Source organism: Saccharothrix ecbatanensis, from assembly GCF_014205015.1.
GTDB lineage: Bacteria > Actinomycetota > Actinomycetes > Mycobacteriales > Pseudonocardiaceae > Actinosynnema > Actinosynnema ecbatanense.
In genome coordinates this window covers 8,348,625-8,361,855 of the sequence record NZ_JACHMO010000001.1, presented here as the reverse complement: position 1 = coordinate 8,361,855, position 13,231 = coordinate 8,348,625, and the positions used below count along the sequence as shown (strand labels likewise).

14 protein-coding genes and 1 pseudogene are annotated in these 13,231 nt (G+C 71.0%); 8 read left to right on the top strand and 7 right to left on the bottom strand.

Annotated features, from left to right (window positions below; genetic code table 11):
• Nucleotides 1-14: 14 nt before the first annotated feature.
• Nucleotides 15-692: a permease prefix domain 1-containing protein gene (locus F4560_RS37045; protein ID WP_184927726.1), complete on the bottom strand. Its 678-nt coding sequence runs from the start codon at nt 690-692 to the stop codon at nt 15-17.
• Entirely contained in the window at nt 674-1,012 is a 339-nt protein-coding gene (locus tag F4560_RS37040) for a PadR family transcriptional regulator (protein ID WP_184927725.1), read from the bottom strand. Before F4560_RS37040 ends, F4560_RS37045 begins: the two co-directional genes overlap by 19 nt.
• Before the next feature lie 89 nt (nt 1,013-1,101).
• Between F4560_RS37040 and F4560_RS37035 the strand changes: the two genes are divergently transcribed.
• From F4560_RS37035 to F4560_RS46385, 4 genes and pseudogenes are all read left to right on the top strand, one after another.
• On the top strand, nt 1,102-2,268 hold the full coding sequence (locus F4560_RS37035) for a cytochrome ubiquinol oxidase subunit I (protein ID WP_184927724.1): 1,167 nt from the start codon (nt 1,102-1,104) through the stop codon (nt 2,266-2,268).
• Nucleotides 2,269-2,308: 40 nt separating this feature from the next.
• Nucleotides 2,309-3,154, top strand: coding sequence for a cytochrome d ubiquinol oxidase subunit II (locus tag F4560_RS37030; RefSeq protein ID WP_184927723.1), 846 nt, complete (start codon nt 2,309-2,311; stop codon nt 3,152-3,154).
• Nucleotides 3,141-4,910 carry a thiol reductant ABC exporter subunit CydD gene (cydD, locus tag F4560_RS37025; protein WP_184927722.1) on the top strand — a complete coding sequence of 590 codons (1,770 nt, stop codon included), beginning with the start codon at nt 3,141-3,143 and terminating at the stop codon, nt 4,908-4,910. The genes F4560_RS37030 and cydD overlap by 14 nt, the downstream gene beginning before the upstream one ends.
• Nucleotides 4,907-6,094: pseudogene (locus tag F4560_RS46385) on the top strand (ATP-binding cassette domain-containing protein); the annotation flags it as partial. The gene cydD and the pseudogene F4560_RS46385, both read left to right, overlap by 4 nt.
• Before the next feature lie 197 nt (nt 6,095-6,291).
• On the opposite strand, the gene F4560_RS37015 reads toward F4560_RS46385, so the two are convergent.
• Together F4560_RS37015 and folP are read right to left on the bottom strand one after the other, a co-directional pair.
• Entirely contained in the window at nt 6,292-7,191 is a 900-nt protein-coding gene (locus F4560_RS37015) for a glucosyl-3-phosphoglycerate synthase (protein WP_184927721.1), read from the bottom strand.
• Nucleotides 7,191-8,051, bottom strand: coding sequence for a dihydropteroate synthase (gene folP, locus F4560_RS37010; protein ID WP_184927720.1), 861 nt, complete (start codon nt 8,049-8,051; stop codon nt 7,191-7,193). The genes F4560_RS37015 and folP overlap by 1 nt, the downstream gene beginning before the upstream one ends.
• Before the next feature lie 106 nt (nt 8,052-8,157).
• Between folP and F4560_RS37005 the strand changes: the two genes are divergently transcribed.
• The 3 genes from F4560_RS37005 to F4560_RS36995 are packed head-to-tail and all read left to right on the top strand — an operon-like array spanning nt 8,158 to nt 9,785.
• Nucleotides 8,158-8,337, top strand: a complete 180-nt coding sequence (locus F4560_RS37005; RefSeq protein ID WP_221483772.1) for a hypothetical protein — start codon at nt 8,158-8,160, stop codon at nt 8,335-8,337.
• A 40-nt stretch (nt 8,338-8,377) separates the two neighbouring features.
• Nucleotides 8,378-8,749 (top strand): DUF3224 domain-containing protein, encoded by a 372-nt coding sequence (locus F4560_RS37000; RefSeq protein ID WP_184927719.1) that lies wholly within the window; start codon nt 8,378-8,380, stop codon nt 8,747-8,749.
• Nucleotides 8,742-9,785, top strand: a complete 1,044-nt coding sequence (locus F4560_RS36995) for a DNA glycosylase AlkZ-like family protein (protein WP_184927718.1) — start codon at nt 8,742-8,744, stop codon at nt 9,783-9,785. Before F4560_RS37000 ends, F4560_RS36995 begins: the two co-directional genes overlap by 8 nt.
• Here the strand turns inward: F4560_RS36995 and F4560_RS36990 are convergent.
• From F4560_RS36990 to dapE, 3 genes are read right to left on the bottom strand one after another with little or no spacing between them, the layout of a single operon-like run.
• Nucleotides 9,782-10,318, bottom strand: a complete 537-nt coding sequence (locus F4560_RS36990) for an LOG family protein (RefSeq protein ID WP_246477931.1) — start codon at nt 10,316-10,318, stop codon at nt 9,782-9,784. The two genes, F4560_RS36995 and F4560_RS36990, sit on opposite strands and share 4 nt — an antisense overlap.
• A complete protein-coding gene (locus F4560_RS36985; RefSeq protein WP_184927717.1) occupies nt 10,315-11,082 on the bottom strand; it encodes an LOG family protein in 768 nt (255 codons plus the stop codon). Before F4560_RS36985 ends, F4560_RS36990 begins: the two co-directional genes overlap by 4 nt.
• 28 nt (nt 11,083-11,110) lie before the next feature.
• Nucleotides 11,111-12,172 (bottom strand): succinyl-diaminopimelate desuccinylase, encoded by a 1,062-nt coding sequence (gene dapE / locus F4560_RS36980; protein WP_184927716.1) that lies wholly within the window; start codon nt 12,170-12,172, stop codon nt 11,111-11,113.
• Nucleotides 12,173-12,197: 25 nt separating this feature from the next.
• Between dapE and dapD the strand changes: the two genes are divergently transcribed.
• The gene (gene dapD / locus F4560_RS36975) at nt 12,198-13,169 is read left to right on the top strand and encodes a 2,3,4,5-tetrahydropyridine-2,6-dicarboxylate N-succinyltransferase (protein WP_312869696.1); all 972 of its coding nucleotides are present in this window, start codon (nt 12,198-12,200) and stop codon (nt 13,167-13,169) included.
• The last annotated feature ends 62 nt before the right edge of the window (nt 13,170-13,231 follow it).

The window sequence follows — 13,231 nt, the reverse complement described above, 5'->3', positions numbered from 1 at the left end:
GACACATCCGCCGGTCACACCGACGAGAACACCACACACCGGCGGGCGAGTACGGCCAGCCGGAGCACCACGACGAACGACACGACGGTCGCGGCGGCCACCGGTGGCGACATGAGCAGCCTCGCCGCGTCGAGGTAGGCGGTGGCGGCCAGGATCGCCACGTTGCCGGACGCGGTGACTGCGACCGCGCCGACGGCGACCACGCCCGCGAGCCTGGCCAGGGTCACCGTGCTGACCGCCGTCCGGGCGAGCCGCCGACCGACGAGCAGCGCGAGCACGGCCACGCCGGCCACGACCCACGCCGAGGTGTCGTTGAGGCGGGCGACCAGCAGGTACCAGTCGGGCGGCGGGGCGTCGAAGTCGTTCCAGGCGCCGATCCAGAACCGGCGGTTCAGCTCCCACATGATGTGCACGAGCGGGATGACCAGCATCACCGCGCGGAGGGTGCGCGTGCCGTGCGCCAGGCCGAGCAGGCCCTGGTACTCGCGGGCGATCTCGGTGACGGGACCGAACTCGGCGACGGCGCGGCGTTGGGCGGCGTCCTCGGCGAGCCCGTCGTCCCGGTGCGCGGCGGCGGCGTCGTGGAGGCTGTCGCGCGCTTCGGCGAGCAGGTCGTCCTTCACGTGCTCCGGGCCGCGCAACCGCCGGTCCAGCGCGGTGACGTAGTCGTCGATCAGGCCTGTGCCGGCCACGGTCCACCTCCCAGCACGCCTTCGATCGCGGTGGTGAACTCGCGCCACGCGGTGCGTTCGGCGGCCAGGGCCCGCCGGCCGGCCTGGGTGAGCCGGTAGGTGCGGCGCTGCCTTCCGCCGACGGTGCTCCACTCGCTGGCGACCAGACCGGCCGTCTCCAGTCGGCGCAGGGCCGGGTAGACGGTGCCGGTGGGCAGGTCGAGCGCGCCGCCGCTGCGCCGCTGCAACGCCTCGATGATGGCGTAACCGTGCAGCCGGCCACCGTCGAGCGTGGCCAGCAGGAGCCCGTCGAGGTGGCCTCGCAGCGCGTCGGACTTCATGTTCGGTGACTTTACGGATTCCGGACCGGGGTCGGAATCGGGGACATCCCCGATGTTACGTTGCCTGCCTACATATAACTTCCCTACTCATGGATGCCTTGGGACTGGCCCGCCTCCAGTTCGCCACCACCACGTCGTTCCACTTCCTGTTCGTGCTGCTCACGCTCGGGCTGGTGACGGTGGTCGCGGTGACGCAGACGCGGGCCACGCTGTCCGCCGACCCGGTGCACGCGCGGATGACGCGCTTCTGGGGACGGCTCTACGTGGTCAACTACGCGCTCGGCATCGCGACCGGCATCGTCATGGAGTTCCAGTTCGGGCTGAACTGGTCGGGCCTGTCGACGTTCGCGGGTGACGTGTTCGGCGCGCCGCTGGCGATGGAGACGCTGGTGGCGTTCTTCCTGGAGTCGACGTTCCTCGGCCTGTGGATCTTCGGCTGGGACCGGTTGAACAAGTGGGCGCACCTGGCGTTGATCTGGCTGGTGGCGCTGACGGCGTTCGCGTCGGCGTTCTGGATCATGATGGCGAACGCGTTCCTCCAGAACCCCGTCGGGCACGAGCTGCGGGACGGCGTGCTGCGGATGGTCGACTTCTCCGCGCTGCTCGCCAACCCGACGTTCGTGACGGCGTTCCTGCACGTGTGCTTCGCCGCGCTGACCGTGGGCGGCGTGTTCGTGACCGGGGTCAGCGCCTACCACTTCATCCGGCGCACCACCGAGGTCGACTTCTTCCGCCGGTCGCTCCGCTTGGGCGTGGTGCTCACCGCGTTGGCCACGCCGATGCTGATCGGGTTCGGGTTCGGGCAGTTCCCGGTCGTGCAGGAGCACCAGCCGGAGAAGTTGGACACGGTCGGCGCGCTGGACGGGATCGGCCTCGGGTTCATGATCCAGATCGGGTTCGTGCTGCTGCTGGTGAGCTGGGCGACCGTGCCACTGCTGTTCCGCGACTGGGTGGTGCGGCTGCGGTTCCCGCTGTACCTGATGGTGCTCGGCATCCCGCTGCCGTTCGTGGCGGCGATCGGCGGGTGGCTGTTCCGCGAGATCGGGCGGCAGCCGTGGTTGGTGCAGGGGTTGCTGACGACGGCGGACGCGGTGTCGCACGTGAGCCGGGACCAGATGCTCGTGTCGTTCGTCGCGTTCACGGCCGTGTTCGCGGTGCTGGCGGTCGCCGACTGGGTGCTGATCGCCCGGCTGGTGCGGCGCGGGCCGGTGTTCTCCGACGAGGCGCCCGTGTCGCCGCTCGTTCCGGCTCTGTGAGTTCCGGCTCGGCGAGTTCCGGCTCTGTGAGGGGTGTGTCGTGGAAGGTGTGTGGGTTGTCCTGTTGGCGTTCCTGACCTGCGGGTACTTCGCGCTGGCCGGGTTCGACTACGGGGTCGGGCTGCTGCTGCGGCTGGTCGGTCGGGACGAGCCGTCGCGGCGTGAGGTGTTGCGGGCGATGACGCCGTTCTTCCTCGGCAACGAGGTGTGGCTGGTCGCCGCGGTGGGCGTGCTGTTCGGCGCGTTCCCCCGGTTGGAAGGCGAGTTGTTGTCGTCGCAGCACTCGGTGTTCGCGGTGTTGTTGGCCGGGTTGGTGTGCTTCACGGTCGCCGTGCAGCTGCGGTCGCCGGGGTGGGATTTCCTGTTGGTGGGCGGGGCTCTGGTGGTCGCGGTGGGCTGGGGCGTGCTGCTGGGACGGGTGCTCGGCGGGCCGTCGGTGTTGTGGGGTGCCGGGTTCGTGGCGCTGTTCTCTTTGCACGGCGCGGTTTTCCTGGCTTGGCGGTTGTCCGGCGAGTTGCGTCGGCGGGTGGTTTCGGTCGCGGTTTCCCTTGTGCTGCCTTGTGTTGCGTTCGTGGTTGCGGCGGTGTTGACGGCCGGGTCGGTGCCGGTCCCTGCTTTCGGGTTGGTGGCGGTGGTTGTCGTCGGGCTGCTGGGCGGGGTGTGGGTGGCGTTGCGGGGTGGGCGTTACCGGGTGGCTTTCGGTTGCAGCGCTTTGGTGTGCGCGTTGCCGGTGGTGGCGGTGTTCGGGGCGCGGTCGGTGGTGACGGTGTCGGTGATGGCGGACTTGTCGACGTTGCGGGTGTTGACGTGGGCGGCCGTTGTGGTGGTGCCGTTGGTGCTGGTGTTCCAGTGGGCGACTTGGCGGATGGCTCGTGCGGCACGTTGACCGGGGGTATGTCGTCGTCCTGTGCGTGCTCGCGGTCGTCACGGCGGCTGTGGTGTTGGCGCAGGCGGAGGTGTTGGCGTCGGTGCTCGCGGGTGGGTGGTCGGCGTGGTGGTTGGTGGCGGTGGTCTCGGTGCGCGGGTTGGTGGTGTGGGGTGGGCGGGTCGTGACGCAGCGGTTCGCCGCTCGGATGAAGGCTTCGCTGCGCAAGCGGGTGTTGCGGCGGTCTTGCGGCTCTGGCGGGTCTGGCGGGTCTGGCGGGTTTTCGGGTCAGCAGGCCGGGTCGGTGGCGACGCTCGTGGTGAAAGGACTGGACGCGGTGGAGCCGTACTTCGCCGGGTACCTGCCGCAGCTCGTGGTGGCGACGGTCGTGCCGGTCGCGGTGGTGGTGCGGTTGTCGTTCGCCGACCTCGCGTCGGCGGTGGTGGTGCTGGTGACGTTGCCGCTGGTGCCGGTGTTCGCGGCGCTGGTGGGTATGCACACGCGGGATCGGACGCGAGCGCAGTGGGCAGGGCTGGCGGTCGTGGGTGGGCACTTCCTGGACGTGGTGCGCGGATTGGGCACGTTGAAGGTGTTCGGGCGGGCGGCGGCGCAGGCGGAGACGGTGCGGGCGATGGCTGGGGCGCATGCGGCGGCGACGATGCGGACGTTGCGGGTGGCGTTCCTGTCGGCGTTGGTGCTGGAGTTGGTGGCGACGCTGTCCGTGGCTTTGGTGGCGGTGCCAGTGGGGTTGCGGCTGCTGCACGGCGGGGTGACGTTGCAGGTGGCACTGTTGGTGCTGCTGCTGGCTCCGGAGGCGTACTTGCCGTTGCGAGCAGCCGGCGCCCAGTTCCACGCGTCCGCGGAGGGGCTGGCCGTGCTGGAGGCCGCCGGGCCGCAAAGCTCAGCGCCTCAGGCTTCGGCTTCGGCTTCGGCTTCGGCTTCGGCTTCGGCTTCGGCTTCGGCTTCGGCTTCGGCTTCGGAGGACCTTGGCCCGCAAGGCTCGGCTTCGCACGGGTCCCCGCCAAGGGGATCCCTTGATTTGACACTGCCACAAGGGACCGACAATTCGGCGCCGTCGGGCGCGGCCTGTGGACAACTCACCGCCTGTGGACGACTCACTGGACAACTCGCTGGACAACTCACCGCGACGTCCGCCGTGACGGGCGTCCGAACGCCAGACCTGCGGACCGCCGACATCGTCGTGGACCGGGTCGTGGTGCGGTATCCGGGGCGGGCGGCGTTGGGTGGCATGTCGTTGCGGATCGCGCCCGGTGAACGGGTGGCGCTGGTGGGGCCGAGCGGTGTCGGGAAGAGCACGTTGCTGGCGGTGGTGATGGGTTTCGTGACGCCCGCGTCCGGGAGAGTGCTGGTCGGCGGGGTGGACCTGCGGGACGTGGACCGGGAGTCGTGGTGGCGGCAGCTCGCGTGGGTGCCGCAGCGGCCGACGTTGTTCCCCGGCACGGTCGGCGAGAACATCGCGCTGGGCTCCAGTGGTGACGTGCGGGCGGCGGCTGACGCGATGGGGTTGGCGCACCTCATCGACGCCGAGCACCCGCTGTCCTCCGGTGAACGGCAGCGGGTCGCGTTGGCGCGGGCGCTGGTCCGGGACGACGCGCGGATGCTGCTGCTGGACGAGCCGACATCGCGGCTGGACACCGGGACCGAGGACGCCGTGCTGCGGGCCACGCGTCGGCTCGCGTCCGGACGTACGGCGCTGATCGTCGCGCACCGGCAGGTGATGCTCGGCGAGGTCGACCGGGTGGTGGCGTTCGGATGAGGCGTCTCGTGCTCGCGGTGGCCGCCGGGGTCGCCGCCGAACTGGCCGGCATCGGGCTCATGACTACGGCCGTGTGGCTCATCATGCGTGCCGCCGAGCAGCCGCCGCTGTCCGCGTTGACGGTGGCGATCGTGGCGGTGCGGACGTTGGCCGTCGCGCGCGGCGGGATGCGGTACGTCGAGCGGTTGGCCGGGCATTCCGCCGTGCTGCGAAACCTCGCGGAGGTTCGGGGCCGGGTCTACGACGCCCTGCTGCGCCGCCCGTTGACCAGCGGCGACGCGCTCACGCGACTGGTGTCCGATGTGGACTGTATACAGGATGCTGTGTTGCGCTGCCTGCTGCCGGGCGCGGTGGCGTTGACGGTGGGCACGATCGCGTTGGCGGCGACCGGGTTCGCCTGGCCGTTGGCATGCGGTCTATTGGTGACTGTATGCGTTATTCCGTGGGTTGCATACAGTATTTCGGTGCGGCACTTGAAGGCGCTCGCGCCGTTGCGGTCGACACTCGCCGAACGGACCGTCGTGCTGCTGGACGGCGCCGCCGAGCTGACCGCGTTCGGCGCGCTGGACCGCGAGTTGGCCGCGACCGGCCGGGTGGTCGACGCGCTGGCCGAAGGGGAACGGCGGGGCGGGTTCGGTGCGGCGGTGCTGGCGGCCGTCGCGGTGATCGTGCAGTTCGGGGTCGCGCTGGCGTTCCTGCGATCCGGCGCCCCCGCGCACGTCGTGCTGGGGTCGGTCGCGGTGCTGGAAGTGACGATGCCGTTGGCGTCCGCCGCCCAACGCTGGGCCGAGGTGCGCGGATCCGTCCGCCGGGTACGCGAGGTGCTGGCTTCCCAGAACGCCACACCACCCGAAGTGGACCTGCCCGTCGGCCGAGTCGGGGTCGTGGGCGCGAGCGGCGCGGGGAAGAGCACGTATCTACGGACGTTGGCCGCCGCACACCCCGGCGTCGCCAAGGGCGTGCTGGACGACGCGCACGTCTTCCACGCCACCGTGGAGGCCAACGTCCGGTTCGCCCGCCCCGAAGCGTCACAACACGACCTGGACCGAGTGGCCGCCTTGGTGGACTTGGACGTGCCCTGGCACACCATCGTCGGCGAGGACGGCGACGCGCTGTCCGGCGGTCAACGCCAACGGCTGCTGCTGGCCCGCGCACTGCTCGCCGACCCCGAAGTGCTGCTCCTGGACGAACCGGCGGAGGGCCTGGCGATCGACCACGGTGACGCCGTGCTGCGCCGCGTCCTGGACGAAGCCGGTGGAACCGTCGTCCTGGTCACGCACCGGCTCGCGCCACTGGTCGACTTCGACCGGATCCTGGTGTTCGAAGACGGCCGGATCACCCAGCAGGGCACGCACGCCGAACTGGTCGAAGTCCCCGGCTACTACCGCGACCGCTGGAGCACCGAACGCATGGCGGGCCGGTCCTCCGCCGGCACGTCCACCGGCGACGGCAGCCACTCGCCGTCGAACGGCACGAACTGCGTCAACGTGGACGACGACACCGGCACGCCACACCGCCGCAGCGCGGTGCCCATGATCTGAGCCGCCATCGGACCGAGCTGGCGCAGGTCCCGGTTGCGGTGCTTGCGCACACCCAGGTTGACCTGCGCTATCCCGTCCAGCCCATACCGGGCGTGCGCGTCGAGCAGCAGCCCGATCTCCACGCCGTAACCGGGCGCGAACGGCACCGACTCCAGGAACTCGCGCGTGCCCGCGTACTCCCCGCCCAACGGCTGCACGACACCAGCCAACTCCGGCCGCAACGCGTTGAGCAGCGGACGGGCCGTCAGCTCGGTGACCCGTCCGCCGCCGGTGCTCTCCAGCCGCAACGGCCGTCGGTAGAAGCCCTTCACCAGGTGCACGTCCCGCGTCAGCAGCGGACCGAGCAGCGCGGGCACGAACTCCGGGTCCGGGTCCACCAGGTCGGAGTCCAGGAACACCACCAGGTCACCGGACGTGGCCGCGAGCGACCGCCACAGCACCTCGCCCTTGCCGGGCCGCGGTTCCAGCTCGGGCAGCACGTCCGTCCGGTGCACAACCCGCGCGCCGGCTTCGGCGGCCTTCCGCCCGGTGCCGTCCACCGAGCCGGAATCCATCACCACGAGCTCGTCCACCAGACCGCCCAGCAGCGGACGCACCACGCCGACGACGTCACCGACCGTCGCCTCTTCGTCCAACGCGGGCAGCACCACGCTGATCGTGCGACTTCCCTTGCACGCCACCAGCTCCGCCACCGTCCACTGCGGACTCTGCCACGTGTTGGACGCGAACCAGTCTGGCATCAGGCCAACGCCCGCAGCACCCGTGCCGGCGGACGCGTGCCGGCGATGCTGGCCACCATCTCCACCACCCGGCGGGTCTGCCGCACCTGGTGCGCGCGGAACACCTTCGCGCCGGTCCACGCGGCCACCGACGTCGCGGCCAGCGTGCCGTCCACCCGGTCCTCCACCTCCGCGCCCAGCGTCTCGCCGACGAAGTCCTTGTTGGACAACGCCATCAGCACCGGCCACCCGGTCGCCACCAGCTCGTCCAGCCGCCGCAGCAGCTCCAGCCCGTGCCAGGTGTTCTTGCCGAAGTCGTGGGTCGGGTCGATCAGCACGCCCGCCGCCGGCACGCCCAGCGCCACCATCCGCTCGGCCCGCTCGACCAGTTCCGCCGCCACGGACGCCACCACGTCGGTGTACCGGACGCGGTGCGGGTCGGTGCGCGGCTCCAGGCCGCCGGTGTGCGAGCAGACGATGCCCACGCCGAACTCGGCCGCCACCTCGGCCAGCGCCGGGTCCGCGCCGGCCCACGTGTCGTTGATCAGGTCGGCGCCCACCTCGCACACGGCCCGGCCCACCTCGTGCCGCCACGTGTCGACGCTGATCACCAGGTCGGGGTGCCGTTCACGGACTGCGGCGACGAACGGCACGACGCGTCGTGCCTCTTCGGTGGCGTCCACGACTTCGCCCTTGGAGCCCGCTTTCACCCCGCCGATGTCGACGATGTCCGCGCCGTCGGCGACCGCCCGGTCCACCGCTGCCATGGCGGCGTTGTCCTCGAACGTGGCGCCGCGGTCGTAGAAGGAGTCGCGCGTCCGGTTGACGATGGCCATCACCAGCGCGCGATCTCCGGCGACTTCTCGTGACCCGAACCGCATGACCGCATCGTGCCACGTCACCCATGGCGGTGAGCTGCGTCACAGGCATGTGATACTGGCGAGTACTCGGCCGGCGAGATCGACGTGGCCGGACACCGTGGCCGACGTGAGCCGGGTGATCGACTGGGGTCTGGCGCGGGCCGACGGCGATCCCGCCCGGATCGACGTCGGCGGCATCTCGTACGGCGCGGGCCAGTCCCTGCTCGCCGCGGCGGCCGACCCGCGGATCCGACAAATCGAGGGCGTGCGGGCCGGGCCTGTGGATAACCCCGACCTGTCCACATAGCTGACAGCAGGCGGCAGGATTTGCTGCGAGGATCGCCGACATGGAATCGAAGTCGACGTTCAAGATCACGCGGTGGGACCAGACGGTGTACGACGAGGCGGAGCCGCAGCTGGGCCGGGTGCTCGTGGACAAGGTGTACAGCGGCGTCATGGAGGGCACTAGCACCGCCGAGCTGACAACGTGCCAACCGTCGGACAGCTCTGCGGGCTACGTGGGCACCGAGCGGTTCATCGGCACGCTGGACGGCAAGTCCGGGACGTTCGTGCTCCAGCACGGCGCGGTCATGTCGGAGAACGGCGCCCAGTTCTGGGGCCACATCGTGCCGGGGTCGGGCACGGGCGAGCTGGCCGGGATCTCCGGCACCGCCCGCCTGGAGCACGAGCTGATCACCCTGGACCACGACCTTGGCTGACCGGGAACGGGTGATCGCCTACCGGGTCGCCGCGCACCAGTTCGACCGGACCACCGCCGACGCGTCCGACCTGCGCGTGTTCGACCTCGGCCTCCAGGACTCGGAACGGTCCGCGACGCCCGCGCTGGCCGCCCGGCTGGACCACGTCCCCGACCTGACCACCTTCACGCTCACGTGGAGCGTGCGGGGCGCGCCGCACTGGCACCGCCCCGACGACGTCCCCGACCTCGCCGCCCGGCTGTGGCCGTTGAGCGACGCCGACGCCGTGGCGCGGATGAACCGCCCACCCGTGGCGGACGGCCGGGCCGCGCTGCACGAGGTCGCGTCCGCACTGCGCGCAGTGGTCACCGAACCGATGACGAAAGGCGAGGCGTCGTCCCGGCTCACGTCGAAGGTGCGTCCCGAGGTCACCGGCTGGTGCCGGGGCTGCGACACCACGCACGTGCTGGACCCGATCTTCCGGCTCGCCGTGCTGCCCGCCGGCCTGCGGTTCGACCCGGCCGAGAAGACGGTGACGTTCGTGCCGCTGGAAAACCGGCAGGCCGTCCCCGACACCTCACGCGGCTTCGACGCGCTGATCGCCGACTACCTCCGGCTGCACGGCCCCGCCGGCCCGTCAGAGGTGGCGAACTACTTCGGCGCGCCCGTTCACGACGTCAAGGACGTGTGGCCGGACGACCTGGTCGCCATCTCCAAACGCGCGTGGCTGCCCGCCGACCGGATGGAGGCGTTCGAGAACCCGCCGCAACCCGAGGTGGTCCGCCTCCTGCCGCCGCTCGACCCGTACCTCAACGCCCGCGACCGCGACGTGCTGGTGCCGGACAAGGCGCACCAGAAGGAGGTGTGGCGCATCCTCGGCCGACGCGGCGCGCTGCTCGTGGACGGCGAGATCCTCGGCACCTGGCAGGCCAAGGCGGCCACCGACCGGCTGGACGTGAAGCTCTCGCCGTTCGTGCCGCTGGACGTCGACATGTTCGCCGAGGAAGCCAACCGACTCGCGACCGCCCGTGGGCTCGGTGAGGCCCGCGTCAGCTAACCGGCACAAGCGTCCAGCGCGGCCTCGACGTCGTCCGTGACCACCAACAAGTCGAGCGCGGCACGGGACACGAACCCGCGCCCGTGCAGTTCGGTCAGCCACTCCAGCAGCCCGCGGTAGTGGCCGTCCACGTCGAGCAGCACCACCGGCTTGGCGTGCATGGCCAGCACCCGCGCCGTCCACACCTCGAACAGCTCCTCGCAGGTGCCGATCCCGCCCGGCAGAGCCAGGAACGCGTCGCCGTGCGCCTCCATCAACGCCTTGCGGTCGCGCATCGTCTCGACCACGAGCAGTTCGTCGGCGTCGGAGTCGGCCACCTCGCGGTCGACCAGGCTGCGCGGGATGACGCCGGTGGTGCGGGCTCCACCCTCACGGGCGCCCCGCGCCACCTCGCCCATCATCGACGTCCGACCGCCGCCCCACGTCAAGCCCCAGCCACGGGCCGCGATGTGCGTGCCCACGTCCGCCGCCAACTTCAGGTAGCTGTCCGGGACCGTCCGCAACGACCCGCAGTACACCGTCACCGTGGTCAATGCGCGTCCGCCCAGGCCTTGTGCGCGTCGTTCACCACGCGCACCGCGTCGTCGATGTCGTCGGTCAGGTACAGCAGGTCCAGGTCCTTCTCGCCGACCTTGCCGCCGGCCAGCGCCGAGTCGCGCACCCAGTCGTACAGGCCCTGCCAGTACGCCTTGCCGAACAGCACCACCGGGAACTTGGTGACCTTCTTCGTCTGCACCAGGGTCAGCGCCTCGAACAGCTCGTCCAGCGTGCCGAACCCGCCCGGCAGGCAGATGAACGCCTGCGAGTACTTGATGAACATGGTCTTGCGCACGAAGAAGTAGCGGAAGTTCACGCCCAGGTCGACCCACGGGTTCAGGCCCTGCTCGAACGGCAGCTCGATGCCGAGGCCGACGGAGAACCCGCCCGCCTCCGAACAGCCCCGGTTGACCGCCTCCATCGCGCCCGGACCACCGCCGGTGATCACCGCGAACCCGGCCTCGGCCAGCGCCCCGCCCAGCTTGCGACCCGTCTCGTACTCGGGGTGGTCGCGGCCGGTGCGGGCGGAACCGAACACGGTCACCGCGCTCGGGACCTCGGCCAGCGCGCCGAAGCCCTCGACGAACTCCGCCTGTATGCGCAGCACGCGCCACGGGTCCGTGTGCACCCAGTCGCTCGGGCCGCGCGAGTCCAGCAGCCGCTGATCCGTGGTGGTCAGCTCATCGCGGCGTTCGCGCCGCAGGACGACCGGTCCGCGCTGCTTCTCCTTGGGGTGCTCGTCCACGTCGTTCTCAGTCATTGCCGGGAGTCTAGACGGGGCGCGTGGGTCAGCTCAGGAAGCGGCGCAGCACGTCGGCGCACTGCTGGATCTGGTGCACCGGGACGTTCTCCTGCTGCGTGTGCGCGAGCAGCGGGTCACCAGGCCCGTAGTTGACGGCGGGCATGCCGAGCGCGGCGAACCGGGCCACGTCCGTCCAGCCGAGCTTGGCGACCGGGGTCCCGCCGGCGGCCTCGATCAGCTCCCGGGTGGTCGGCGCGCCCAGGCCGGGCAGGGCGCCCGCGGACACGTCGGTGACCGTGACCTCGTAGCCCTCGAACAGCTCGCGCAGGTGCTGCTCGGCCTGCTCGGGGGTGCGGTCGGGGGCGAAGCGGTGGTTGACCTGGAGCACGGCCTCGTCCGGGACGACGTTGCCCGCGACGCCGCCGCTGATCTTCACCGCCAGCATGCCCTCGCGGTAGAGGCAGCCGTCGATCTCGACCTGGCGCGACTCGTAGGCCTCCAGCCGGCGCAGGGCTTCGCCCATGGCGTGGATCGCGTTCACGCCCATCCAGGACCGGGCCGGGTGGGCGCGGACGCCCTTCGTGCGGACGTCGACGCGCATCGTGCCCTGGCAGCCCGCCTCGATCACGCCGTTCGACGGCTCGCACACGATCGCCAGGTCGCCGTTCAGCCACGCCGGCATCTCGCGCTCGATGCGACCTAGGCCGTTGCGGACCGCGTCGACCTCTTCGCAGTCGTAGAAGATGAAGGTGAGGTCGTGGCGCGGGTCCTGGATGGTGGCGGCGAGGTGCAGCATCACCGCGTCACCGCCCTTCATGTCGACCGTGCCGCAGCCGTGCAGGATGCCGTTCTCCAGCCGGGACGGCATGTTGTCGTTGATCGGCACGGTGTCCAGGTGGCCGGCGAGCACCACGCGGGACGGGCGGCCGAGGTTCGTGCGGGCCAGCACGGTGTTGCCGGACCGCGTGACTTCGAGCGCGGTCTGCTCCTTGAGGGACCGCTCCACGAGGTCGGCGATGCGGGCTTCGTCGCCGGAGACGCTCGGCACGTCGACGAGTGCGGCGGTCAGCTCGACGGGATCGGAGGCGAGGTGCAAGGTGTCGGCCACCCGGCGCACGTTACCGTTGGCACCCGTGAGCACCACAAACCCCACCGGCGCGTACGGCGTCGGACTCGCCACCGTCACCCCCACCGGCGCCGTCCTGGACACGTGGTTCCCGTCGCCGTCGCTCGGGACCGCCGAGCCGGGCGTCACGCCGCTGTCGTCCGCCGAGGTCTCGGCCGAGCTCGGTGAGGCCGCCGCCAACCAGCTCGGTGCGGACGCCGAGCGTGACGTCGAGGTCGTGGGCGTCCGGGTCGGCATCGGTTCCCTGGCCGACGCGCCCGCGTCCACCTACGACGTGTGGCTGCGGCTGCACCTGCTGTCGTCGCGGCTGGTCCGGCCGCACGGCGCGAACCTGGACGGCCTGTTCGGGCTGCTCAACAACGTGGTGTGGACGAACTTCGGGCCGTGCGCGGTCGACGGGTTCGAGCAGACCAGGTTGCGCCTGCGCACCCGTGGCCAGGTCAGCGTGTACGGGGTGGACAAGTTCCCGCGGATGGTCGACTACGTCGTGCCGACCGGGGTCCGGATCGCGGACGCGGACCGCGTGCGGCTGGGCGCGCACCTGGCGTCCGGCACGACCGTGATGCACGAGGGTTTCGTGAACTTCAACGCCGGGACGCTCGGCACGTCCATGGTCGAGGGCCGCATCACGGCCGGTGTGGTCGTCGGCGACGGCTCCGACATCGGTGGCGGCGCGTCGATCATGGGCACGCTGTCGGGTGGCGGCAAGCAGGTCGTGTCCGTCGGCGAGCGCTGCCTGATCGGCGCGAACGGCGGCGTCGGGATCTCGCTGGGCGACGACTGCGTGGTGGAGGCCGGTCTCTACATCACGGCGGGCACGAAGGTCACCGGCGCGGACGGCGCTGTCGTGAAGGCGGGTCAGCTGTCCGGCATGTCGAACCTGCTGTTCATCCGCGACTCGACCACCGGCGTCGTCAAGGTGCTGCCCCGCAAGGGCACCGGCATCGAGCTGAACGCCGCCCTCCACGCCAACGACTAACCGCGAGTCGAACCTCCAGACCCCGCGTGTCGAACCCCCAAGCCCCGTGAGTCCTACGTTCA